19 protein-coding genes are annotated in these 21,274 nt (G+C 67.0%); 10 read left to right on the top strand and 9 right to left on the bottom strand.

All coding sequences use genetic code 11. The features are described 5' to 3' along the window. Window positions 1-28: 28 nt before the first annotated feature. From NFL01S_RS30610 to NFL01S_RS30600, 3 genes are all read right to left on the bottom strand, one after another. The gene (locus NFL01S_RS30610) at window positions 29-1,228 is read right to left on the bottom strand and encodes a lipase family protein (RefSeq protein ID WP_062979858.1); all 1,200 of its coding nucleotides are present in this window, start codon (window positions 1,226-1,228) and stop codon (window positions 29-31) included. Between the two features lie 203 nt (window positions 1,229-1,431). Beyond that, window positions 1,432-1,623, bottom strand: coding sequence for a DUF4177 domain-containing protein (locus NFL01S_RS30605; RefSeq protein ID WP_062979801.1), 192 nt, complete (start codon window positions 1,621-1,623; stop codon window positions 1,432-1,434). A 217-nt stretch (window positions 1,624-1,840) separates the two neighbouring features. Then, a complete protein-coding gene (locus NFL01S_RS30600; protein WP_062979857.1) occupies window positions 1,841-2,236 on the bottom strand; it encodes a RidA family protein in 396 nt (131 codons plus the stop codon). 101 nt (window positions 2,237-2,337) lie between these two features. Between NFL01S_RS30600 and NFL01S_RS30595 the strand changes: the two genes are divergently transcribed. Together NFL01S_RS30595 and NFL01S_RS30590 are read left to right on the top strand one after the other, a co-directional pair. Further along, window positions 2,338-3,315, top strand: coding sequence for a helix-turn-helix transcriptional regulator (locus tag NFL01S_RS30595; protein ID WP_062979800.1), 978 nt, complete (start codon window positions 2,338-2,340; stop codon window positions 3,313-3,315). A 189-nt stretch (window positions 3,316-3,504) separates the two neighbouring features. Next, window positions 3,505-5,145 carry an AMP-binding protein gene (locus NFL01S_RS30590; RefSeq protein WP_062979799.1) on the top strand — a complete coding sequence of 547 codons (1,641 nt, stop codon included), beginning with the start codon at window positions 3,505-3,507 and terminating at the stop codon, window positions 5,143-5,145. An 84-nt stretch (window positions 5,146-5,229) separates the two neighbouring features. On the opposite strand, the gene NFL01S_RS30585 is transcribed toward NFL01S_RS30590, so the two are convergent. The 4 genes from NFL01S_RS30585 to NFL01S_RS30565 form a co-directional block, all read right to left on the bottom strand. Further along, the gene (locus NFL01S_RS30585) at window positions 5,230-6,072 is read right to left on the bottom strand and encodes an SDR family oxidoreductase (protein ID WP_062979798.1); all 843 of its coding nucleotides are present in this window, start codon (window positions 6,070-6,072) and stop codon (window positions 5,230-5,232) included. A gap of 294 nt (window positions 6,073-6,366) precedes the next feature. Continuing rightward, entirely contained in the window at window positions 6,367-7,716 is a 1,350-nt protein-coding gene (gene gdhA, locus NFL01S_RS30580) for an NADP-specific glutamate dehydrogenase (protein WP_062979797.1), read from the bottom strand. 490 nt (window positions 7,717-8,206) lie between these two features. Continuing rightward, complete coding sequence (locus NFL01S_RS30570) at window positions 8,207-9,163, bottom strand: electron transfer flavoprotein subunit alpha/FixB family protein (protein WP_062979795.1); 957 nt, start codon at window positions 9,161-9,163, stop codon at window positions 8,207-8,209. Between the two features lie 39 nt (window positions 9,164-9,202). Next, window positions 9,203-9,988 (bottom strand): electron transfer flavoprotein subunit beta/FixA family protein, encoded by a 786-nt coding sequence (locus NFL01S_RS30565; RefSeq protein ID WP_033241242.1) that lies wholly within the window; start codon window positions 9,986-9,988, stop codon window positions 9,203-9,205. 195 nt (window positions 9,989-10,183) lie between these two features. Between NFL01S_RS30565 and NFL01S_RS30560 the strand changes: the two genes are divergently transcribed. The 4 genes from NFL01S_RS30560 to NFL01S_RS30545 are packed head-to-tail and all read left to right on the top strand — an operon-like array spanning window position 10,184 to window position 14,004. Next, complete coding sequence (locus tag NFL01S_RS30560) at window positions 10,184-10,969, top strand: class I SAM-dependent methyltransferase (RefSeq protein WP_062979794.1); 786 nt, start codon at window positions 10,184-10,186, stop codon at window positions 10,967-10,969. Then, the gene (locus NFL01S_RS30555; RefSeq protein WP_062979793.1) at window positions 10,966-12,507 is read left to right on the top strand and encodes a 1,4-alpha-glucan branching protein domain-containing protein; all 1,542 of its coding nucleotides are present in this window, start codon (window positions 10,966-10,968) and stop codon (window positions 12,505-12,507) included. Before NFL01S_RS30560 ends, NFL01S_RS30555 begins: the two co-directional genes overlap by 4 nt. After that, window positions 12,504-13,766: a glycosyltransferase family 4 protein gene (locus NFL01S_RS30550; protein ID WP_062979792.1), complete on the top strand. Its 1,263-nt coding sequence runs from the start codon at window positions 12,504-12,506 to the stop codon at window positions 13,764-13,766. The genes NFL01S_RS30555 and NFL01S_RS30550 overlap by 4 nt, the downstream gene beginning before the upstream one ends. 13 nt (window positions 13,767-13,779) lie before the next feature. After that, the gene (locus NFL01S_RS30545) at window positions 13,780-14,004 is read left to right on the top strand and encodes a hypothetical protein (protein WP_062979791.1); all 225 of its coding nucleotides are present in this window, start codon (window positions 13,780-13,782) and stop codon (window positions 14,002-14,004) included. Window positions 14,005-14,076: 72 nt separating this feature from the next. On the opposite strand, the gene NFL01S_RS30540 is transcribed toward NFL01S_RS30545, so the two are convergent. Next, complete coding sequence (locus NFL01S_RS30540) at window positions 14,077-15,387, bottom strand: outer membrane protein assembly factor BamB family protein (RefSeq protein ID WP_245670961.1); 1,311 nt, start codon at window positions 15,385-15,387, stop codon at window positions 14,077-14,079. A 207-nt stretch (window positions 15,388-15,594) separates the two neighbouring features. Here NFL01S_RS30540 and NFL01S_RS30535 point away from each other — a divergent pair, with 207 nt between their 5' ends. Then, on the top strand, window positions 15,595-16,344 hold the full coding sequence (locus tag NFL01S_RS30535) for an acyltransferase (RefSeq protein WP_062979790.1): 750 nt from the start codon (window positions 15,595-15,597) through the stop codon (window positions 16,342-16,344). 188 nt (window positions 16,345-16,532) lie between these two features. On the opposite strand, the gene NFL01S_RS30530 is transcribed toward NFL01S_RS30535, so the two are convergent. Beyond that, window positions 16,533-17,087 (bottom strand): DUF1697 domain-containing protein, encoded by a 555-nt coding sequence (locus tag NFL01S_RS30530; protein ID WP_062979789.1) that lies wholly within the window; start codon window positions 17,085-17,087, stop codon window positions 16,533-16,535. A 156-nt stretch (window positions 17,088-17,243) separates the two neighbouring features. Here NFL01S_RS30530 and NFL01S_RS30525 point away from each other — a divergent pair, with 156 nt between their 5' ends. From NFL01S_RS30525 to NFL01S_RS30515, 3 genes are all read left to right on the top strand, one after another. Then, window positions 17,244-17,474, top strand: a complete 231-nt coding sequence (locus tag NFL01S_RS30525) for a hypothetical protein (RefSeq protein ID WP_062979788.1) — start codon at window positions 17,244-17,246, stop codon at window positions 17,472-17,474. Window positions 17,475-17,769: 295 nt separating this feature from the next. Next, window positions 17,770-19,803 carry a P-loop NTPase family protein gene (locus tag NFL01S_RS30520; protein WP_062979787.1) on the top strand — a complete coding sequence of 678 codons (2,034 nt, stop codon included), beginning with the start codon at window positions 17,770-17,772 and terminating at the stop codon, window positions 19,801-19,803. Next, a complete protein-coding gene (locus NFL01S_RS30515) occupies window positions 19,800-21,269 on the top strand; it encodes an ABC transporter substrate-binding protein (RefSeq protein WP_062979786.1) in 1,470 nt (489 codons plus the stop codon). The genes NFL01S_RS30520 and NFL01S_RS30515 overlap by 4 nt, the downstream gene beginning before the upstream one ends. The last annotated feature ends 5 nt before the right edge of the window (window positions 21,270-21,274 follow it).

Raw genomic sequence — 21,274 nt, 5'->3', positions numbered from 1 at the left:
CCCCGAGTCCACCTCGGGTCCTGAAACGTCATGGTCCGCACAGGGCGCCCGGGTCGTCGCCGGCGAACACAGTGTTCAGGAAGGCGTCGACATCGTCACCGGCGGCCGTGAGAACGCCGCGGTGGTCGGCGCCTTCGTAGGACCGGTAGTCCACGGACGATCCGTTCGCGCACAGCTTCTCGGTGATCTGCGTCGTGATCGGGGCCGCGACCAGGGCGTCGGTGGTGCCCTGCGCGACAAGTACCGGGACCGTCAGGTTCAGGTCCGCCGGCTCGTGGCCCGCGAAGTATGCGGTGAGCGCGGCGGTGTCGGCGCCGGGTGCGAACAGATCACCGGCCGGGACCTGTGCCGCGGCTGCCTTGATCTGGTCCATACAACCGGTGCGCGCCACATCGAGTAGCGGGCGCGCCGCATCGCTGATCATGGCCTCGGCCGAAAGCGCCGGGTCTGCGGCCTCGGCGCCGAGCAGCAGTACCGGCAGGAACGGTAGTGCCACACCGACCCCGGGGCCGCCGGCCGCCATATACGCGGCGGTGTCGCTGGTGCGGCTGCCCGGTGCGTAGGAGACAGCGCCCACGAGGTCGAGTTCCGGGGCGTATCCGGCGCCCTGGGCCGCGGTGAACAAGGCGGCGTGCCCGCCTTGACTATGCCCGGCCACAACCCATTTCGCGCCGATCCGGGAATCGAGTTCACGCGCGGCACGGACGATATCGGTGACGGTATGAGCTGCGCTGACGCCGTTCATATACGGGTGCCCACCGGGTGTTCCCAGACCTTCGTAATCCGTGGCGGCGACGGCGTATCCGCCGGCCACCCACCGGGCGACCACGGGATCGGTGACGGCCAGGTAATCCCGCGCCGGCCCGCCGACACTGTGCGCCGACGGTGCGCAGGCGTCACCGACGCCTGTCGTGCCGTGCGCCCAGCTGATCACCGGCCAGCCACCCTCGGGCGGTTCACCGGCCGGGACGGTTACCGTGCCGGAAACCAGAACTTCCTGCCCCGCAGCGGATTGCGACAGGTAGGTGATGCGTTCGGTCCGGGCATCCTCGGGCACCACCGAATCCGGGGATACCCGCACCGGTGTGGCGGTGATCAGCGCGCCCGGTGCGGCGCTGCCGGGCGCCTCGCCCGAATCGCCACATGCCGTGGCGACCAGGGCCGTGGCCGCGAGCACGATCGCCGCGCGCCGTTTCCCGGTGGCGCGGCGGGACAGAACTGTTCTCATATCACGCTTCCAACCATCCGCGGCAGCGCGATCCCACTCCATCGGAAACCGGTCGCCACGCGAACAAAACTGAAATTCATTCTAGAACGTAGCACGCTGCGTATACCGGCGGAGCAAATCGGCAGGTTCCACCCTGCGGGCCGGTTCGAAAGCCGCGAACCGACACCGCCCACCCGCCGAGACGGCCGGCCTCGGCTACCGCATCAGTCTTGGCGTTTCTTCAATATGAGTGCCACCTCGATGGCCTGCCCCGAGCCGAAACTCGGCGCCAGCGTCCCGACGGCTTCCCACCCGCTACGTCCCAGATCGTTGAGGTCGTGCTCCATCCGGTCGTAGTCGAAGCCCTTCATACCGAGCTTGTACCTCAGCACCTTGTGTTCCCATTGCACGGCCATACGGCGCCTCCCATCGGGTCGAGGTTCACCGGCGCGGATCCGCCCGGCGAGAACAGTCGAAACCATGCCGCTACGGCACGGTCAACACTGTCCCGCCGGGCCGGATATTCACCCTTACGACCGCAGCGGGCAGCAGCCGTCGCGACGCGCGGGCAGCCCAGCCGTCACCGGCCGGCTGTTCTTCCGCACCGCGAACCGGCAGACGGCTGCCACAGGGTTACGCGACGGCAGTCCCTTCGAGTTCCACCAGCTGGCCCGGGATCGCGAGCCGTATCACCCCGAGCATCGTGGTGGCCGGCGCGACCCCGGCCGCGCCCAACCTCGATGCCAGCACGCCGTAATGCCGGAAGAGCAGGTCGACGTCGGTGGTGTACACGTTGAGCCGCACGAGGTCGGCGACCGACATATCGGCCTCGCGGAGTACGGCCTCCAAGTTGTCGAAGCTCAGCGCCAGCTGCGCCGCCATATCACCGTCGTGCTGAGGTTTGCCGTCACGACTCATGGCGGTCTGGCCGGAACAGTAGAGCGTCCGGGTGTGCCCGGCGACGAGTTCGCCCTGGTTGAATCCCATCTCCGCCGCCCACATCACCGGGTTGACCGCCGTGCGTTGCACTGTCACTTCCGCTCCATTCGATTCATCGGTAGTCCTACGCCGACGAGTCTCGCGAGAAATCACGACATCCTCGGTCATGTATTCCGGGTAGATTTCCCGGTATGCGCGCCGACCGGTTGGTCTCGCTGGTGCTACTGCTGCGCCGGCACGGCCGGTTACCGGCCACGACGCTCGCCCGCGAGCTGGAGGTATCCACCCGGACGGTGCTGCGCGATATCGAAGCGCTGTCGGCGGCGGGCGTCCCGGTGTATGCCGAACGCGGCCGCCACGGCGGGTTCGCGCTGCTCCCCGGGTTCCGGACCGAGCTCACCGGATTGAACCGCGACGAGGCGCTCGCCCTGCTGGTCGCCGGAACGCAGCGCGGTACACAGGTTTTCGGGCTCGGTTCGGCGCTGGCATCGGCCATGCTGAAGGTGGTCGACGCGCTGCCCGAGAACTACCGGAACACCGCGAGTGAAGCGGCCCAGCGGTTGCTCATCGAACCGGCAACCGATCTGCTCGCGCGCCGGGTGACCGACGACGATGTACCCGACGCCGTGGTGGCCGAGGTCCGGCGCGCGGTGCTCGCGGGGCACAAGCTGCGGATCCACTACGCGGCGGTGGACCAGGCCCCGACATGGCGCACCGTGGATCCGATCGGGCTGGTCACGGTACGTGGCCACGGCTATCTGCTGGCCACCCGGTCCGGCGCGGATCGCACCTACCGGCTGTCGCGGCTGGTGGCCGCCGAAGAGCTGCACGAACCCGCACAGCGACCGGACCGGGTCGATCTGCACAACGCCTGGCAGGAACGGAGTATGCGGTTCCGGATGGGCGATAACCAGGTCACCGTGCTGGTAAGGGTGGATCCGGCCCGCCGTGACGAACTGGTGCGCACTGCCCTCGCCGTCCACGGCGAGGAAACCGATATCGACGGCGACGTGCGGCTGGAGGTGGCGTTCCAGGATTCCCGCCATGCCGAATGGGCGCTGTGGCAGCTCGCCACGGACGCCGAAGCTCTGGCCCCGGAGTGGCTGCGCATCCGCCTGCACGACCGCGCCGCTGCGATCGCCACCCGCTACGGGGGGCTCACTCGCTAGCGGGTCCGGCGGACCGCCCGCTCGTACCGGCGATCGGGAGCGCCGGGACGGCGGGCGTTCCCCCCCCCGTTCGGGGGTGGCCGACGGACGGTGACCTGTATCACTATCTCATCGGGTCGCGTGGCGGGACGGATTACGCCCACGGCCCTGAATACAGGCGTCCGCGGGGACGCCGGGAGAGGACCGGTGATGAGTACAGTCCAGAAGAGCTACGCCTCCGGCGCGTGGAATGCGCCGCTGCTCGGGGATACGATCGGCGAGAACTTCGATCGCACGGTGGCCACCTTCCCCGGCAACGATGCCCTGGTGGACGTTGCCGGCGGGCGGCGCTGGACCTATCGTGAGCTGGCAACCGAGATCGATGTACTGGCTTCGGGGCTGCTCGCGGCCGGGATCGGCAGCGGGGACCGGGTCGGGATCTGGGCGCCCAACTGCCCCGAATGGGTTTTCGTGCAGTACGCGACCGCGAAGATCGGCGCCGTTCTGGTCACGATCAATCCCGCCTATCGCGCGCACGAACTGGAGTACGTACTCCGGCAGGCCGGCATCCGGATGGTGATCGCCGCGCCTGCGTTCAAGACATCGGACTATACCGCCATGCTCGAGGAGGTCCGCTCGGGATGCCCCGCTCTGGAACGGGTCGTGCTGCTCGGCAGCGCAGACTGGTCGGACCTGGTCTCGGCGGGCCGCGGCGCCGACCCCGCCGCGCTCGCGGCCGCACAGAGCGGGTTATCGGCAGACGATCCGATCAATATTCAATATACCTCGGGCACAACGGGATTCCCGAAGGGCGCAACGCTCAGCCACCACAATATCCTCAACAACGGCTACTTCGTCGGCGAGATCTGCGGTTACACCCATCAGGACCGGGTCTGCATCCCGGTCCCCTTCTATCACTGCTTCGGGATGGTCATGGGCAACCTGGCCTGCACCAGCCATGGGGCGACGATGGTCGTCCCGGCACCGGCGTTCGATCCCGCGGCCACTCTCGCGGCAGTACAGGCGGAACGGTGCACATCGCTGTACGGGGTGCCGACCATGTTCATCGCCGAACTCGCCGAACCCGGATTCGACGACTACCGGTTGTCGACGCTGCGGACCGGGATCATGGCGGGATCGCCGTGTCCGGTGGAAGTGATGAAACAGGTCATCGAGCGGATGGGTATGAGCGAGGTGACCATCTGCTACGGCATGACCGAAACGTCACCGGTTTCCATCCAGACCAGGGCAGATGACAGTATCGACCAGCGCACGGCGACGGTGGGGCGGGTGGGGCCGCATCTGGAGATCAAAATCATCGACCCGGTGAGCGGCCGGACACTGCCACGCGGGGAGCCGGGTGAGGTGTGCACCCGGGGCTATTCGGTGATGCTCGGCTACTGGGAAGATCCGGAGAAAACCGCCGAGGCCGTCGACGCGGCCCGCTGGATGCATACCGGCGATCTCGGGATCATGGACGACGACGGCTATGTGGCCATCACCGGGCGGATCAAAGATATGGTGATCCGCGGCGGCGAGAATATCTACCCGCGCGAAATCGAGGAATTCCTCTACACCCATCCCGATATCCTCGACGCGCAGGTGATCGGTGTCCCCGACGCCAGGTACGGCGAGGAACTCATGGCCTGGGTCCGGATGCGGGCGGGCGCCGCCGCCCTCGATGCCGCGGCGTTGCGCGCGTTCTGCGACGGCCGGCTGGCACATTACAAGATCCCGCGCTACGTGCATGTGGTCGACGAGTTCCCGATGACCGTCACCGGGAAAGTACGCAAGGTGGAGATGCGCAAGCAGGCATCGGCCCTGCTCGAAGGTATGGGCGAAGCCAAATAACTGCGCCTGGTGAGCAAACGCCGGCGAGATGAGGGCTTCGCCGGGCCGGAATCCGGACGGCCCGGCGAGGTACGCCGAAGCGGTTCAGACCGGGGTACCGAAAGACTCCAGGATCGTATCGATCCGCGCACGGGCGGCGGCCGCCATCTCCGGATGCGTGGTTTCGTACAGCTTTCCGGACTCCACGGCGCCGAGGATGATCTCCGCCGCCCGGGGCGCCGGGATCATCTCCTTCGCCATTTCGGCGACCCCCGCCATCATGGGGGCCAGTTTGTCCATTACTTCAGGCGGCAACGCCTCCGCCTCCGGTGCCCGGTCTTCCGGTGGGGTGGCGAGCTCGGCGAGACCCCGGAACATCTGCGTGTCCACCGGGCCCGGGCACACCACTGTCACACCGACGTTCGGTGCGAGCAGGTCCAGTTCACCCCGCAACGATTCCGAGAGCGAGATGATCGCCGCCTTGCTCGCCGCGTACGGTGCACCGAACAGGCCGACCGCCAGCCCTGCCAACGAAGCCGTATTGACGATATGTCCCTGTCCGGCAGCGATCAGATGTGGCGTGAATACGTGGGTACCGTTCACGACTCCGCCGACATTCACGGCCCAGACCCGGTTCCAGTCGGCGGGCGTGACCTCCCAGCTCGGCCCACCCGTCCCCATCCCGGCGTTGTTGAAAACCAGATCGATACGCCCGAATTCGGTGAGTGTCCGATCGGCGAGCGCACGCACCTGCTCGATATCGGCGACATCGGTGGGCACGGCGACTGCCCGGTCGCCGAGTTCGGTGGCGATTTTCGTCAGCGCGCCGGAATCGATATCGGCCACGACCACCCGCAGCCCCCGCTCCACCAACGCGGCGGCGATTGCCGCACCGATACCGTTCGCGGCACCGGTGACAACAGCAACCTGCCCGGCTTCCAGTTTCATACGCCCTCCACTCGGATGCCCACCCCGCCGGCGGGCTCCCCACCATCCTCGCGAATTCGGACACCGACCACATCGGTCTCCGGACCTATGCTCGTATCGCCCCTGAGTACCATTGCGCGGCAGGCGACTCGCTTGCACGACGGTCCGGAACGGAAACCGATCGTCCCGGTATCGCGAACTCGGGGGGCAGACGGCACTGTCCACGAGCCGACCCGTCGACGCTCCCGCGTCACCCGGTCTCCTCGTCGCTGTGACACCGTCGCCCGGCGACGAGGAGACGATCCGGCCTCCCCCTCAGATGACGCCGAGGGCGAGCATGGCATCCGCGACCTGGATGAAACCGGCGATATTCGCCCCGACGGCATAGTTTCCGGGCGCACCGTATTCGTCGGCGGTCGCGAGGGTGCGATCGTGCACACCGCGCATTATCTCGGCGAGGCGCTGCTCGGTGTACTCGAACGACCACGAGTCCCGGGAGGCGTTCTGCTGCATTTCCAGGGCACTGGTCGCGACACCACCGGCATTGGCGGCCTTACCCGGTGCGAACCCGACCTTCGCCTCGCCGAACACCCGCACCGCCTCCGGGGTGCAGGGCATGTTCGCTCCCTCGGCGACGACCGTGCAACCGTTGCGCACCAGCACGGCCGCGTCCCGGCCGTTGAGCTCGTTCTGGGTGGCGCAGGGCAGCGCGATATCGCACGGCACATTCCAGACCGACCCGTCTTCGACGAACCGTGCCGAGCCGCCCCGTTCGTCGGCATAGCAGGAGATCCGGCCCCGGCGCTGCTCCTTGACCTCCTTGAGCAGCTCCAGGTCTATCCCGGCCTCGTCGACGATATAGCCGCTCGAATCGGAGCAGGCGATCACCGTACCGCCGAGTTGCTGCACCTTCTCGATCGCGTAGAGGGCCACGTTCCCGGAACCGGACACGATCACTTTCTTGCCGTCGAAGCCTTCACCCCGGGTCCGCAGCAGTTCGTCGACGAAGAACACCACGCCGTAACCGGTGGCTTCGGTACGGACCTGCGACCCGCCCCACGCCAATCCCTTACCGGTGAGCACACCCGATTCGAAGCGGTTGGTGATGCGTTTGTACTGCCCGAACAGGTAGCCGATCTCGCGCCCGCCGACACCGATATCACCGGCCGGGACATCGGTGTGCTCGCCGATATGCCGGTAGAGCTCGGTCATGAAGGCCTGGCAGAAGCGCATCACCTCGGCATCGGAGCGGCCCTTCGGGTCGAAATCGGAGCCGCCCTTGCCGCCGCCGATCGGCATTCCGGTCAGCGAGTTCTTGAAGGTCTGCTCGAACCCGAGAAATTTCACTATCCCGACGTTCACGGTCGGGTGGAAGCGCAGCCCACCCTTGTAGGGACCGAGCGCGGAATTGAACTCCACCCGGAATCCACGGTTGATCTGCACCTGGCCGGAATCGTCGACCCAGGCCACCCGGAAGATGATCTGCCGTTCGGGCTCACACAGGCGCCGGATCACGGCCGCATCGGTGTAGGCGGGATGTTTGGCGACCACCGGGGCGAGACTGTCCAGCACTTCGTGCACGGCCTGGTGGAACTCGGTCTCCCCCGCATTGCGGAGCAGTACCTCGTCGTAGATCTCCTGTAGCTCCTCGTGCAGAACGGGCATGGATCCGGTACCTCCTCATCGTCGGCGACCTTGCGCTGATCGACCACCGGGCCGCGTTCGAGCATTCGCATCCGGCCACGAGCTCACCGCCGCAAGGTCACCGTTGTGAGACTAACTGCCGGCCGAATTGCCCCTGTCACCTGCCTGCTCGCGATGTGATTCAGATCTGTTCAGCGTTATTTTCGCCACACCCGCGCGGTGTTGCGACAGGCGGTTTCCGCCACACGTATCCGGCATTCCGGTCGCCGATCGTGGCGTTCAGTGGGTCGAGAAACGCGCGTGCTCCCCCACGGACCGTGCAGTGATCGACCGGCGGCGCGGACGGCGGCATCGATATCCGCCGTGATGATGAAGAACGCTCCGGCGCCGGCCGCGGGCTGCACGGTCGTTCCGTAGGGCTTCCGGATACGCGGCACGAAACGGCAAACGCCCGGCCGGAGGAACCGGCCGGGCGTGCTCACGCCGTGGCGTGGGACAGCCGCGCGGGCACTCAGCCCTTGTGCTTCTTGACCTCTTCGGTCAGCTGCGGGGCGACGTTGAACAGGTCGCCGACGATGCCGTAGTCGGCGATCTCGAAGATCGGCGCCTCTTCGTCCTTGTTGACCGCGATGATGGTCTTCGAGGTCTGCATACCGGCCCGGTGCTGGATCGCGCCGGAGATGCCCAGGGCGACGTACAGCTGCGGGGACACCGTCTTACCGGTCTGGCCGACCTGGAACTGGCCCGGGTAGTAGCCCGAGTCGACCGCGGCACGCGAGGCGCCGACGGCCGCGCCGAGCGAATCGGCCAGGGTTTCGACCACGGAGAAGTTGTCGGCGGAACCGACACCGCGGCCACCGGAGACGACGATATTCGCCTCGGTGAGCTCGGGCCGGTCACCGGCGACGACGGGCTCGCGGCTGGTGACCTTGACGACGCCCTCTTCCTGCGCGGGGACCTCGACGGTGACCTTCTCGCCGGCCCCGGCCGAGGCCTTCGCCTCGATCGAACCCGGGCGTACGGAGATCACGGGCACATCGCCGGTGGCCTTGGCATCGACGGTGAAGGCGCCACCGAAGATGCTGTGCACGGCCGAGCCGTCGGCCTTGACGTCGATGACGTCGACCAGCAGGCCGGAGCCGATACGGGCGGCCAGGCGGCCGGAGACCTCTTTGCCCTCGGCGCTCGCGGCGACCAGGACGGCCGCCGGGGAGGCGGATTCGACCAGGCCGGCCAGCACATCGACCTTCGGGGTGATGAGGTAGTTCTCGACATCGTCGGATTCGGCGACGTAGATCTTGGCGGCGCCGGCCGCGGCCAGCGCATCGGACAGTTTGTCGGCGGTGCCGGGCACACCGAGCACCACGGCCGACGGCTCACCGAGAGTCGCGGCGGCGCTCAGCAGTTCGGTGGTCACCTTCTTGACCGCACCGTCGGCGTGCTCGACGAGCACAAGTACTTCTGCCATTTGTCTCTTCTCCTAGAAGTTGCTGCGGGTGCGGGGGACTCAGATGATCTTCTGGCCGACCAGGTACTGGGCGATCTTGGTGCCGCCGTCGCCCTCGTCGCTGATCTTCTCGCCCGCGGTGCGCGGCGGCTTCGGGGTGGACGCGGTCACCGCGGTGCCCGCATTGGCCACACCCACGGTCGACGGGTCGATGCCCAGGTCTTCCAGGGTGAAGGTCTGCACTTCCTTCTTCTTGGCGGCCATGATGCCCTTGAAGGAGGGGAAGCGCGGTTCGTTGATCTTCTCGGTGACGCTGACGATGGCCGGCAGGGTCGCCTCCAGCTTGAACACGCCTTCGTCGGTCTCCCGCTCGCCGGTGATCTTCTCGCCGTCGACGGTGAGCTTGCGCAGATGGGTGAGCTGCGGGATGCCCAGGTACTCGGCGATAACGGCCGGGACGGCACCCGAGCGGCCGTCGGTGGCCTCGTTACCGGCGATGACCAGTTCGACGCCTTCGACCTGGCCCAGCGCACCGGCCAGCACCCACGCGGTCTGGACGGTATCGGAGCCGTGGATGGCGGGGTCGTTGATATGGATCGCCTTGTCGGCGCCCATGGACAGGGCCTTGCGGATGGCCTCGGTGGCACGATCGGGACCGGCGGCCAGCACGGTGACCTCACCGCCTTGCGCCTCCTTGATCAGGAGGGCTTCTTCGACAGCGCGCTCGTTGATCTCGTCGAGCACCGCGTCGGCGGCTTCACGGTCGAGGGTGAAGTCACCGTCGGTCAGCTTGCGCTCGGACCAGGTATCGGGCACCTGCTTGATGAGTACGACGATATTCGGCATCGGTCTTCGTCGACCTCCTGTTCTGGTTACCTGTATTGGCGGTCGCACGATCTCCAGTGGCCGTACGTCCATGTGAGTAGCTCAGGCCGAGACATTACCCTACGTTAAGTTACTCATGGGTAACTTACAAGCGCGGCCCCCCGGAGGGCCTCCCTGGAGACCCGTGTACCGGGCAGTACCAGTAACCTCGTCGCAATGAGCGAGGCTGTGATTCCCGCCGCACCGGCTACCCCTGATGTACTGGAGCCGCTGCCGTTGACCGGTGAGCGGACGGTCCCGGGTATCGCGGAGGAGAACTACTGGTTCCGCCGGCACGAGATCGTCTACGACCGGCTGCTGTCGCGGTGCGCGGACAAGGTCGTACTCGAAGCGGGGTCGGGTGAAGGCTACGGCGCGAATATGATCGCCGAGATCGCGACCGCGGTGATCGGACTCGACTACGACCGCGGCGCCGCCGCACATGTACGCGCGCGGTACCCACGGGTGCGGATGATCCGCGGCAACCTGGCCGCCCTCCCACTACCGGACAACACAGTCGACACCGTGGTGAATTTCCAAGTCATCGAACATCTTTGGGACCAAGTGCAGTTCTTGCGCGAATGCCTGCGTGTCCTGCGCCCCGGCGGCGAACTGCTCATCAGCACCCCCAACCGGATCACCTTCTCCCCCGGACGTGACACTCCGCTCAATCCCTTCCACACGCGCGAACTGAACGCCGCCGAATTGACCGAACTGCTCGAGGAAGCCGGTTTCCGGGTGGAGCTCATGACGGGTGTGCACCACGGCCCGAGCCTGCGAGCACTGGACGAAAAACACGGCGGCTCCTTCATCGACGCACAGATAGAGCGGGCGCTGGCCGGTGAGCCCTGGCCGGCCGAACTCACCGCCGATGTCGCGGCCATCACCGTCGACGATTTCGCGCTGACCTCTGCCGATATCGACGCCAGCCTCGACCTGGTCGCCCGAGCGGTGAAACCGTGAGCGCCAACAACTCCGGCGACGCGGTACCCGGGCAGTTCACGCTGGTCCTGCACTCGCACCTGCCCTGGCTGGCCCATCACGGCCGCTGGCCGGTCGGCGAGGAATGGCTCTACCAGTCGTGGGCGTCCTCGTATCTGCCGGTCGTCGAGGTACTTCGTACCCTCGCCGCCGAGGGTCGCTCACATCTGCTGACGCTGGGGATAACCCCTGTTCTCGCAGCACAACTCGACGATCCACATTCGCTGGCGGGTATGCATCACTGGCTCGGGAACTGGCAGTTGCGGGCCGACGAGGCCGCCATGGCCGGCAACAAGGCACTCGGCCGGCACGAGCACCGGCTCGCGGCTGCCGCGCTGACCGAGTTCGAACAGAACTGGCGGCACGGTGCGGCACCGGTCTGGCGGCAGTTGCTCGACGCCGACGCCATCGAATTGCTCGGCGGTCCGCTGGCGCACCCGTTCCAGCCGTTACTCGACGAACGGCTGCGCGATTTCCAATTGCGTGAAGGGCTCGCCGACGCACGCCTGCGCTGGGGCCACACCCCCTCGGGGATGTGGGCACCGGAATGTGGGTTCACACCGGGCATGGAGGACGGCTACGCGGCCGCCGGTGTGACGCATTTCATGGTCGATGGACCCGCTCTGCGCGGGGACACCTCGCTCGGCCGGCCGGTCCGGGACTCTCCTGTCGTCGCGTTCGGGCGCGATCTCACGGTCAGCTACCGGGTGTGGTCGCCGAAATCGGGATACCCCGGCAACGGCGCCTACCGGGACTTCCATCACTACGACCACGCCACCGGACTCAAACCTGCCCGGGTTACCGGAAAGACCGTTGCCGGACCGGACAAGGCACCCTACGACCCCGAACTCGCCGCCGCCCAGATCGAGCGGGATGTCACGGATTTCGTCGCGACCGTACGCGAGCGGCTCATCACCGAATCCGAGCGGATCGGGCGCCCCGCGCTGGTGGTCGCCGCCTTCGATACCGAACTGTACGGGCACTGGTGGCATGAAGGCCCACAGTGGCTGGCCCGGGTGCTGCGCGCGCTACCGGAGGCCGGTGTCACCGTCGGAACCCTCGCGGATGCCCGCGAACGCGGATTCGTCGGCGCGCCCGTTCCACTCACCGATTCGTCGTGGGGGTCGGGTAAGGACTGGCGGGTCTGGGCCGGCGACCAGGTCCGTGATCTGGTCGAGCTGAACGACGAAATCGTCCGGCTCGCCCTCGACACCACCGCGAAGATGCGGGCCACCGCGCCCATCGGCCGCGACCCGGTGGCCGATCAACTCCTGCGCGAAGCCATCCTCGCCGTATCCAGCGACTGGGCCTTCATGGTCAGCAAAGATTCCGCCGCCGGATACGCCCGGGACCGGGCCCACCAGCATGCGCACGCCGTCCGCGAGATCGCGGGCGCCGTCGGCGCGGGTCAGTACGCACGAGCCCGGGAATTGGCGGCCGGATGGGCCGTCGCCGACGGCCTGTTCCCGGCCCTGGACGCGCGTAGGCTACGCGTCAATCCAGCAGAAGGACCGCGATGAAGATCTTGATGGTGTCGTGGGAATACCCACCCGTGGTCGTCGGGGGACTGGGCAGGCATGTCCACCACCTCGCGACCTCGCTCGCGGCGGCCGGACACGAAGTAGTGGTGCTCGCGCGACGCCCTACCGGCACCAGCCCCGCCACCCATCCCACCCATTCGTTCGTCGCCGAGGGCGTGCTGGTGGTGGCGGTCGCGGAAGACCCGCCGATCTTCGATTTCGGCGAGGATATGCTCGCCTGGACCCTGGCCATGGGACACGCCATGGTGCGCGCCGGGGTCGCACTGGACAAACCGGGTATCGGCGAGGGCTGGACCCCCGATGTGGTGCACGCACACGACTGGCTGGTGGCACATCCGGCGATCGCGCTGGCCGAGTACTACGACGTCCCGCTCGTCTCCACGATCCACGCCACCGAGGCCGGGCGGCACAGCGGCTGGGTCGCGGGGCGGGTGAACCGGCAGGTGCATTCGGTCGAATGGTGGCTGGCCAACGAATCGGACGCCCTCATCACCTGCTCGGCGTCCATGCAGGACGAAGTGGAGCGGCTCTACCGGCCCGAGCGGGTGCCCGTGCACGTGATCCGCAACGGAATCGATGTGGGAGCCTGGTCGTTTCGGGCCCGCCCGCCACGCAGCGGGCCGCCGCGCCTGCTGTACGTGGGCCGGCTCGAGTACGAGAAAGGGATCCAGGACGCGATCGCCGCGCTCCCCCGGATCCGCCGTGCCCACCCCGGTACGACGCTGACCATCGCCGGGGTCGGCACCCAGTTCGAATGGCTGCGGGAACGCGCCCGCGTGCATCGCGTGGCACGCGCGGTGCACTTCACCGGACAACTCGACCACTCCGAACTACTGGGCTGGCTGCACGGCGCCGACGCCATTGTGCTGCCCAGCCGCTACGAGCCCTTCGGGATCGTCGCACTGGAAGCGGCAGCCACCGGAACACCGCTGGTCACCTCGACCGCGGGCGGACTCGGCGAGGCCGTGATCGACGGCGTGACCGGCGCGTCGTTCGAACCCGCGGACGTCAACGGCCTGGTGGAGGCGGCCATCGCGGTTCTCGACGACCCGGCCGCCGCGCAGCAACGCGCGCGGGCCGCCCGCGACCGGCTCACCGAAGATTTCGCCTGGGAAGTGGTGGCCGCGGAAACCGCCGGGGTGTACTCCAGCGCGAAACGCCGGGTTCGTACGCCCCTCGGCCGACCGGAGATCGACCGCCGTCCACTCCCCGAACGGGACCCCGGCCAGCCGTTGTGAACCGCGGCCGGTAGTGGTCCCCGCGCTTGCGACCGGCGGGCTGCTGTTCACCGGAGCCACCGCCGCCGCTCTCCCGCAGATCGGTGTAGACGCCGGCACGTCGGCCGAAACCGCGGCCGAAATCGACCGCTCCGGCGTGGAAGGCAGTGTGGACGGTGACGCCGGTGCCGGAGCCACGGTGGGCCCGTGGCACCTGAACACCGGGGGCGACGGCTCCGCGTCGCTCGGAGTCGGCTGAGACGGGTAACACCACCGGCGCGGTCCTGTACCGGTACAGAACGGTTCGGGACGTCGCGGTCGCGTAGCCGGGTCAGGCCTTTTCGCGGAAGGTGAAGATCTCGCCGATCCGGGTCGCGACCACGACCTCGCCTTCGGCGCCCACGGCCGTTCCGGTGGTGGTGCCCGACGCACCGGGCAGCACATCGGAGTCGACGGTGGCGCCGGTGGCGGTATCGAAGGTGATCAGGCTCAGTCCGTCGCCGATGGCGGCGGGAACGTAACCGGTACCGCCCGCTGTCTGAACGGGAGCGCCGCGCAGAGCCAGATCCTTACGCGCCCACACCCGTTCGTAGCTGGTGCCGGTATCGCGCAGCGCCATCAGATAGCCGTCGTCACCGGCCGGGATGATCAGGCCGTCGTCGGAGACCGAGATCCCGCGGCGCGGCTCCCAATCCAGATGCGCTTCCCATTTCGGTTTACCGTCGGCGGTATCGACGGCCAGCAGGCGCCGGCTGTTGTCACCGACGTAGAGCGTGGACCCGTCGGCGGAGAGGGCGGGATCGGTGGCGCTGCCCCCGGCCAGGATCTCCCTGCTCCACTCCTGAACGACCTTGCCGTCGGCGTAGCGCAACGCCACCAGGGCGGCATCGGGTTCGCCGGGTTTACGCACCGTGGCATAGATCCGCCCGGAATCGACCTCCATCGCGGCGATCGTGGCGACCGCGCAGTCCGGCCCACCGGTGGCACAATCTTCGAGCCCGTTCCCGGCAGGCGGCCAGTCGACATTGGGCGTCTTCAGGAAATCGGGCATCGGCAGCAGCTGCTGGGTGGGCACCATCCGCTTACCGGTCTGCCGTTCCAGTACATCGACCTGACCCGATTGCGTGATCACCAGCAGATGGCCGTCACCGGTGAACTGCATACCGGTCGGCACCCCGGCCACCGGCGTGCGCCAGCGCGGCTGGCCCAGCTGGTTCGCCGATTCCACCGCGCTGTCCAGCCCCACATACACATTGCTCGCGCCGTCGAGCAGGGTGGGCGAGTAGATGGCATGCGGACCCAGCGGATTACAGAAACGTTTACGCCCTGTAGGCATCTGGTACGAGTAGATGTCACAGTTGGCATCGGTCCGGGTGGTCAGGAAGATCTGCCCCTCCGAGCCCACCGTCACCGGCTGGGCAATGGGCCCACCGACCGGACGCGACCACTGCAGGTTCACCGCCCGAGACCCGGTTACCTGGGTATTTCCACTGTTACGGGCCTCGTGTCCCGCCACGGGCCAGCCCAGCCCCCGGCCGACCGTGATGTCGTCCACATCGGTACCGCAGGCGGTGAGCACACCCACCGCCGCGACAATCACCGCGAGCCAGGACCCGGTCCGTACGCCGCCGCCGATACGCACCTGCTGGTCTCCTCCGTCGTCCTGTCGCCCCGGCCATGTCTGAGATTAACGGAAGGGTATAGGCCGGGCCCGCGGAGCACGAAAGTAGGCTGTTCGGCGGTAGGGGCCACGCGATCCCCGGCACGAGCAGGTGGCGCCCGCGGGCGGCAGCTTGCGCAACCACGGAGGGCGGCGCCGCTCGGTGCCCAGAGATTCAGGAGAGACGTCGTGACGAGCATGTGGGGCGCACCGTTGCGCACGCGATGGCAGGGTTCCCGGCGCCGGGACCCCAGGCAGGCCCGTTTCCTCACCCGCGATTCGCTGCGCTGGGTCCTGGCCAACCGCGCCTACACGCCCTGGTATCTGGTGCGTTACTACCGTCTGCTCAAATTCCGGCTGGCCAACCCGCACGTGATCCTGCGTGGCATGGTCTTCCTCGGCAAACGGGTGGAAGTTCACGCCACTCCTGGGCTGGGCCGGCTCGAGATCGGGCGCTGGGTCCATATCGGCGACGGTAACGCCATCCGCTGCCACGAGGGTTCGCTGCGGATCGGCGACAAGGTGGTGTTCGGCAAGGACAACGTGGTCAACACCTACCTCGATATCGAGATCGGTGAATCGACGCTGGTCGCGGACTGGTGCTACATCACCGATTTCGACCACCGGATGGACGACATCACCATGCCGATCAAGGACCAGGGCATCGTGAAGAGCCCGGTGCGGATCGGACCCGATACCTGGATCGCCGCCAAGGTCACCGTGTTGCGCGAAACCCGGGTGGGGCGGGGCTGCGTACTGGGCGCGCATGCGGTCGTGAAGGGGGAGATACCGGATTTCAGCATCGCGGTCGGTGCGCCCGCCCGGGTGGTGAAGAACCGGAAATCGACCTGGGAGGCCGGTGCCGCCGAGCGGGCCGCTCGGGAGGCGGCGCTGGCCGATATCGAGCGGAAGAAGAACGGGGTCGCGCAGGACGCGTGACCGACCCGGCTCGGCGGCCGTGACGACCCATCGCCGGGAGGGTCACCCGCGACCGGTGGAAGGACCCGCTCGTCCGAACCTCGCCCCGTCGGCACCGGCCGACGGGAATCTGTCCGCCGAATCGCTCCTGTTCGCGGCGCAAGCCGCCTGGACAGTCCCGGCCCCGGCGGCGACGCGCCGGTGGCCTGCTAGGACGATTTCGGCGACTCCATCTTCTTCACGATTCGCTGCACGGTGAGCCAGGTCCGGGTCGTGATGTTCTTCCCGTAGTTCCGTTCCAGCCACACCATGAAATTCGGGGTGTTCGACCCGGAATTGTCGATGATCGAGAGAAAGGCCCGCGCCTGCTCGTCGTAGCCGACGACCTTCGTACGCGGGTCGGTATCGGCGGGCAGTTCGACGCGGGAGTGCGCGCTGTCCTTGAAGAACGTCACGGTGAGGTACGTTTCGCGGCCGTGGGTGTAACCGGCGAAAGGGTCACGGTCCAGTAGGGCGCGTAGCTCGGCATGGTCGCGGATGATCGTGCCGCCCGCGATCCCGAGCTCGGCGTTCAGGGCCTGCTGGATACGATCCTCGAGCTCCGCGCCGGGGGACTCCTCGGTGGCGAATACGATATTGCCGCTGGACAGCACCGACGCCACCGATCCGAAGCCGAGCCCGGTGAACACACCACGCAACTTCTCGTTGCTCATATTCGGATTGCTGGGCATGATGCCACGTAGCAACGCCGCGTACCTGGTCATGGGCCGACCGTACCCCGGCGTCCCGACATTCTCCGGGGCCTGTGCCGGTGTCCTGCCCACGAAACCACGGGCAGGGCAACTCGGGGCTGGGCGGCGACCGGAATCGGCACTACGTTCGCTGCTGATCGGTACGCTCCGGTCAGGAAGGAAGTAATCATGCGTCGTACTCTCCGGGCCGGCCTGCTGGCAGCGGCCCTGTTCACGATCCCGGTCGCCGGAGCGGCCACCGCCTCGGCCGTACCGCTCGTACCGCACGCACAACCCGCCGCGGCGCCGGAGGCGTCCGAAGACATCGGGCTCGTCTGCACCATGCAGTACCCGCCGTCGCCCCTCTGCTGGCTGTCTTCGCTGTCGGCCTCGATCTCGGGACCGTCCGCCGCGGGCTGATCCCCACCGCCGGGACGAACCCGGGGAGGGGTAGTTTTCACCTTCCCCGGGGCGTTTCGGCGGTCAGCGACCTGCCTTCCTCCCGTATGCCATAGCCCCTCCCGGGACGCAATTCGCGCCTCCCCGTTTCATATTGCGATCTCGTGGCTACTCCAACAGCCTGGGCGGATTTGCCTACGATGGCTGCATCGAACGATACGTCCAGCAGTTCACCCGGCCCGCTCCGAGCGCCGGTTCACACTGTGGCACCGGTTACCGATATGCCGGATATCGATTGCCGAACGCGGGAGGGGCGATGCCAGGAGAAGGTCCGGTACTGCACGGGCTGGAACCGATCACCGGCCAACTGATCGAACAGTTGGTCCAGCGACCGGAGGGCCGGAGCAGATTTCTGCCGGTGGTGGTCGCGGTGGGGCCACCCGGGAGCGGGAAAACCGTTCTGCTGCACTCGCTTGCCCAGCGCTGCGCGAAACTTCCACTCGCCCACGTGGATCTGGGCCGTGGTGAACGCACCCCACGGGAAGTCTTCGGCGAACTCGCCTTCGAACTCGGCCGCAAACGCGCTCAATTCGGCAGTATCACCTTTCCGCAGTTGTGGCTGTGTGTCGTGGCGGTGGGCAGCACGCTGCATATGCAGGCCGACAACCGGCGGTCCGCGCTGCAGAGTCTGCGTCAGGTCGTCTCCAGCGCCCAGCCGATGGAGGCGCGCAGTCAGAGCGTCGCCGATATCCTCGAGGCCGCCGGCCAGGTACCCGAAGGGATGTCGCCGTGGGTGGGCATGGCCGTGGAAACCCTGATGCAGAGCCTGAACCGGCTCAGTATCAGTCGTAAGATCAAGCGGGGACCGCGGCTCACCGGAGATCAGGTCGAACGCGACGATATGCTGATCGATCTCGCCAAATGGGCACATGGCGACGAAGAATCCCGCGCCGAGGCCGACGCCATCTTCGGGATGGCCTTCCTCCACGATCTGCGCCAGGCCTACAGTGGGATGCGCGGTACGGGGCGCACCCTCAATTCCGTACTGCTGCTGGACAATGCGCACACTCCCTCGGGCAGGCTCTTCCTGCAGACGCTGCGCGAGGCGCGGCGGCGCAACGGTGCCGAACCGGATCCGCTGGTGGTCGTCGCCACCAGCGCGCAGTGGCTGCCCGCCTGGAGCGAATGCTGGCACCGTCCCGGCATGCACCGCTTCAGCGATGTCACCGAACGCCGCGAACCCGAACACCGCACCGGCGGTATCGAATGGCCGGAACCACGCACCCCACCCGATATCCTCACCGACTGGGCGTCGGCAGATAATCCGGCGGCCTCCTGGTTTCCCTGGTACCTGGTGGATCTGAGCCGGTTGAGCACGCAAACAACCGGTGATCTCGCCGCCGACCAGCGGATGCGCTCGGTGCCCCGGGTCGCGGATTTCGTTCGTGCCCTCACCGGCGGGAACGCCGCCGCAACCACCGATGTCCTGGCCGCGCTGGGACAAACCGGGGAAGACGATGCACTCGCCTGCGCGCGGTCCGTACTCACCAGCGCCGTAGGTACCCACCACGATCCCCTGCAGGAGCCGGTCGACGCACCCGGCACCGTGCTGGAGCGGGCGCGCGACAGGTTGCTCGGCGATTTCGCGGCCGCCGAGAACCTCCGTGATCTGGTTACCGCCGCCGCGGGCCGCACAGTGGATGTGCTCTACCAGCGGGAGATTCTGGATTCCCCCCTGCCGGACGGGGAGGCGCTGCTCCAGGAACTGCGCAACCGGCTGTGGATCCGGACCACCGGTGGGCCGGAACCGGAGATGGTGCTCGATACCTGGCTACGCCGGATCCTGCTCTGCGAACTGGCAGACCGCGAACCGGACGATCCCCGGAACTGGGACGCCACCCATATGGCCTGCCGGGATGTCTACCGGCGAAAATTCGAGGAGGGCGAGGCGGCCGCCGAAATAGCGGCCATCTATCACGATCTCGCTCTCGGCGGACTGGGTGCCGCCATCGAATACCTGGAGCGGCCGTTCCTGCCCGGGCAGGCCGAGTTCGGTCACACCGCGGCCACTGCGTGGCTGTCCGATCTGGATCTGATCACCTCGGCACCCCGCCGCCCGGACGCCGACGAGAGTCCGTTCACACAGGTCGAAGCGATCGTCCGGAACAACGGTCTGGAGCCCGAACACGAGATGGCGTGGCTGATCGCCGCGCTGTGGGTTTCCAACGATCCACTGGGCGATCCGCAACGGACCCTCGATCGCACCATCGAGAACGAATTACGGCAGCTCGCCCGCGGTCTCGGCCGCGGGGCGCTGCTGCTCTATGAACGAGCGGAGAGGTATCGATGACCACCTTGATCCAGCCGCCGCCCCCCAGCTATCGGAAATGGTGGTGGGTTCCCGCCGCGCTGCTGGTGGTCGCCTTGGTCGTCGCCGCGGTGATCGTGCTGCCCCGTCTCTTCCGCGAGGACATCGCCTGCGAGGGCGGTGCTGTACGGGACGAAAGCGGCCAATGCGTCAGGATCAGCGACGGAAGCGTGAGCTTCGGTACCGAAATCGACGATCTCGTACAGCTCATCGGTGACGAGAACACGGACGTCGTAGAGGAGGGGGAGCAGTGGGTGAGCATAGTATTGCTGACGCCGATGATGGCCGGCGACAACGAAGACGGCTTCGTCACGATGGCAGGTATCCGGCACCGGCTGGCAGGCGCACATCTGGCCCAGCTCGCCGCGAACGAGACCAGCGCAACCCCCCGAATTCGGTTACTACTGGCAAATCCGAACAGTGATTTTTCCTCGTGGGAAGCTGTGGTCGAGGAGATACAGAACCGCCGCGCGGACGAGAGAATCGTCGCGGTCACCGGGATCTCTTTCAGTCTCGAGGGCGCGCTCAACACCATCGAACGGCTTACCGGTCCGCCCCCTGAGAAAAAGCCGATAGGGGTGATCGCCTCCACCCTCACGATCGATGACCTTCCGACGACGCGCGGGTTCCTGAAGGTTTCGCCACCCGCCGAGGAGCACGCGCGGGCCGCCGCGGATTACCTCGCCGACCGCGACGAACGGATCATGATCGTTCGCGACGACAACGAAATAGACCACTACGGCCGCACCCTCGCCGATGCCTTCGAAGCGCAATTCCCCGACGATTCGCGATTCGCGGGGCGACCACAGCCCTACAATGCCCAATTCGGCCACGTAGCGAACGCGTTTCGCACCATCATGCACAGTGTCTGCAATCAAAAGCCGAGTACCATCTATTTCGCGGGACGAGGTGCCGACGCCCTCGAATTCCTCAACGAACTCGCCCAGCGCGAATGCCGCGATTTGCCGATCCAGGTGATCACCGCAGATGATATGCCGTACCACCAGCTCTCGGAGAGCCTCGCCGGAAAGGCGCTCGAGGGGGCCAACATCACGGTGCGGTACACCGGACATGTACATCCCGATGCCTGGCACGAAAACCCCGACGGTTTCGACTTGTACGCGATCGACCAGTTCTCACCCGGATGCGTTGGTGAGATCTGCTACTCCCAGTTCTCCGATGGCGGTGTGCACGATTTCGCAGCCGTTATGGAATACGACGCCGTGAAAACGGCCGTCCAGGCGATCCGGAACGCGTCCGGGCCGCACCACACCCCTGTGGACTCGGACGCTGTCCTGCAGGCGATGTTACAACTCCACTCGGCCGTGGCGTTCGACGGCGCCAGCGGGAAACTCGACTTCGACGACAACGGACTTCCGATAGATAAACCTATTTTGATCCTGGAAGCGCAGAACGGTGCGCCGCCGGTCTATCTCGAATCACGGTAGCGGAC

The sequence above is a fragment of the Nocardia flavorosea NBRC 108225 genome, from assembly GCF_001613385.1.
Taxonomy (GTDB): domain Bacteria; phylum Actinomycetota; class Actinomycetes; order Mycobacteriales; family Mycobacteriaceae; genus Nocardia; species Nocardia flavorosea.
This window is presented reverse-complemented; position numbering and strand designations above follow the sequence as displayed.

Coding starts and splice junctions, on each gene's coding strand:
- NFL01S_RS30550 (WP_062979792.1), top strand. CDS start 12,504: ATGAAGATCTTGATGGTGTCGTGGGAATACCCACCCGTGGTCGTCGGG.
- NFL01S_RS30530 (WP_062979789.1), bottom strand. CDS start 17,087: ATGACCAGGTACGCGGCGTTGCTACGTGGCATCATGCCCAGCAATCCG.
- NFL01S_RS30565 (WP_033241242.1), bottom strand. CDS start 9,988: ATGCCGAATATCGTCGTACTCATCAAGCAGGTGCCCGATACCTGGTCC.
- NFL01S_RS30560 (WP_062979794.1), top strand. CDS start 10,184: ATGAGCGAGGCTGTGATTCCCGCCGCACCGGCTACCCCTGATGTACTG.
- NFL01S_RS30525 (WP_062979788.1), top strand. CDS start 17,244: ATGCGTCGTACTCTCCGGGCCGGCCTGCTGGCAGCGGCCCTGTTCACG.
- NFL01S_RS30595 (WP_062979800.1), top strand. CDS start 2,338: ATGCGCGCCGACCGGTTGGTCTCGCTGGTGCTACTGCTGCGCCGGCAC.
- NFL01S_RS30610 (WP_062979858.1), bottom strand. CDS start 1,228: ATGAGAACAGTTCTGTCCCGCCGCGCCACCGGGAAACGGCGCGCGGCG.
- NFL01S_RS30590 (WP_062979799.1), top strand. CDS start 3,505: ATGAGTACAGTCCAGAAGAGCTACGCCTCCGGCGCGTGGAATGCGCCG.
- gdhA (WP_062979797.1), bottom strand. CDS start 7,716: ATGCCCGTTCTGCACGAGGAGCTACAGGAGATCTACGACGAGGTACTG.
- NFL01S_RS30585 (WP_062979798.1), bottom strand. CDS start 6,072: ATGAAACTGGAAGCCGGGCAGGTTGCTGTTGTCACCGGTGCCGCGAAC.
- NFL01S_RS30520 (WP_062979787.1), top strand. CDS start 17,770: ATGCCAGGAGAAGGTCCGGTACTGCACGGGCTGGAACCGATCACCGGC.
- NFL01S_RS30570 (WP_062979795.1), bottom strand. CDS start 9,163: ATGGCAGAAGTACTTGTGCTCGTCGAGCACGCCGACGGTGCGGTCAAG.
- NFL01S_RS30515 (WP_062979786.1), top strand. CDS start 19,800: ATGACCACCTTGATCCAGCCGCCGCCCCCCAGCTATCGGAAATGGTGG.
- NFL01S_RS30605 (WP_062979801.1), bottom strand. CDS start 1,623: ATGGCCGTGCAATGGGAACACAAGGTGCTGAGGTACAAGCTCGGTATG.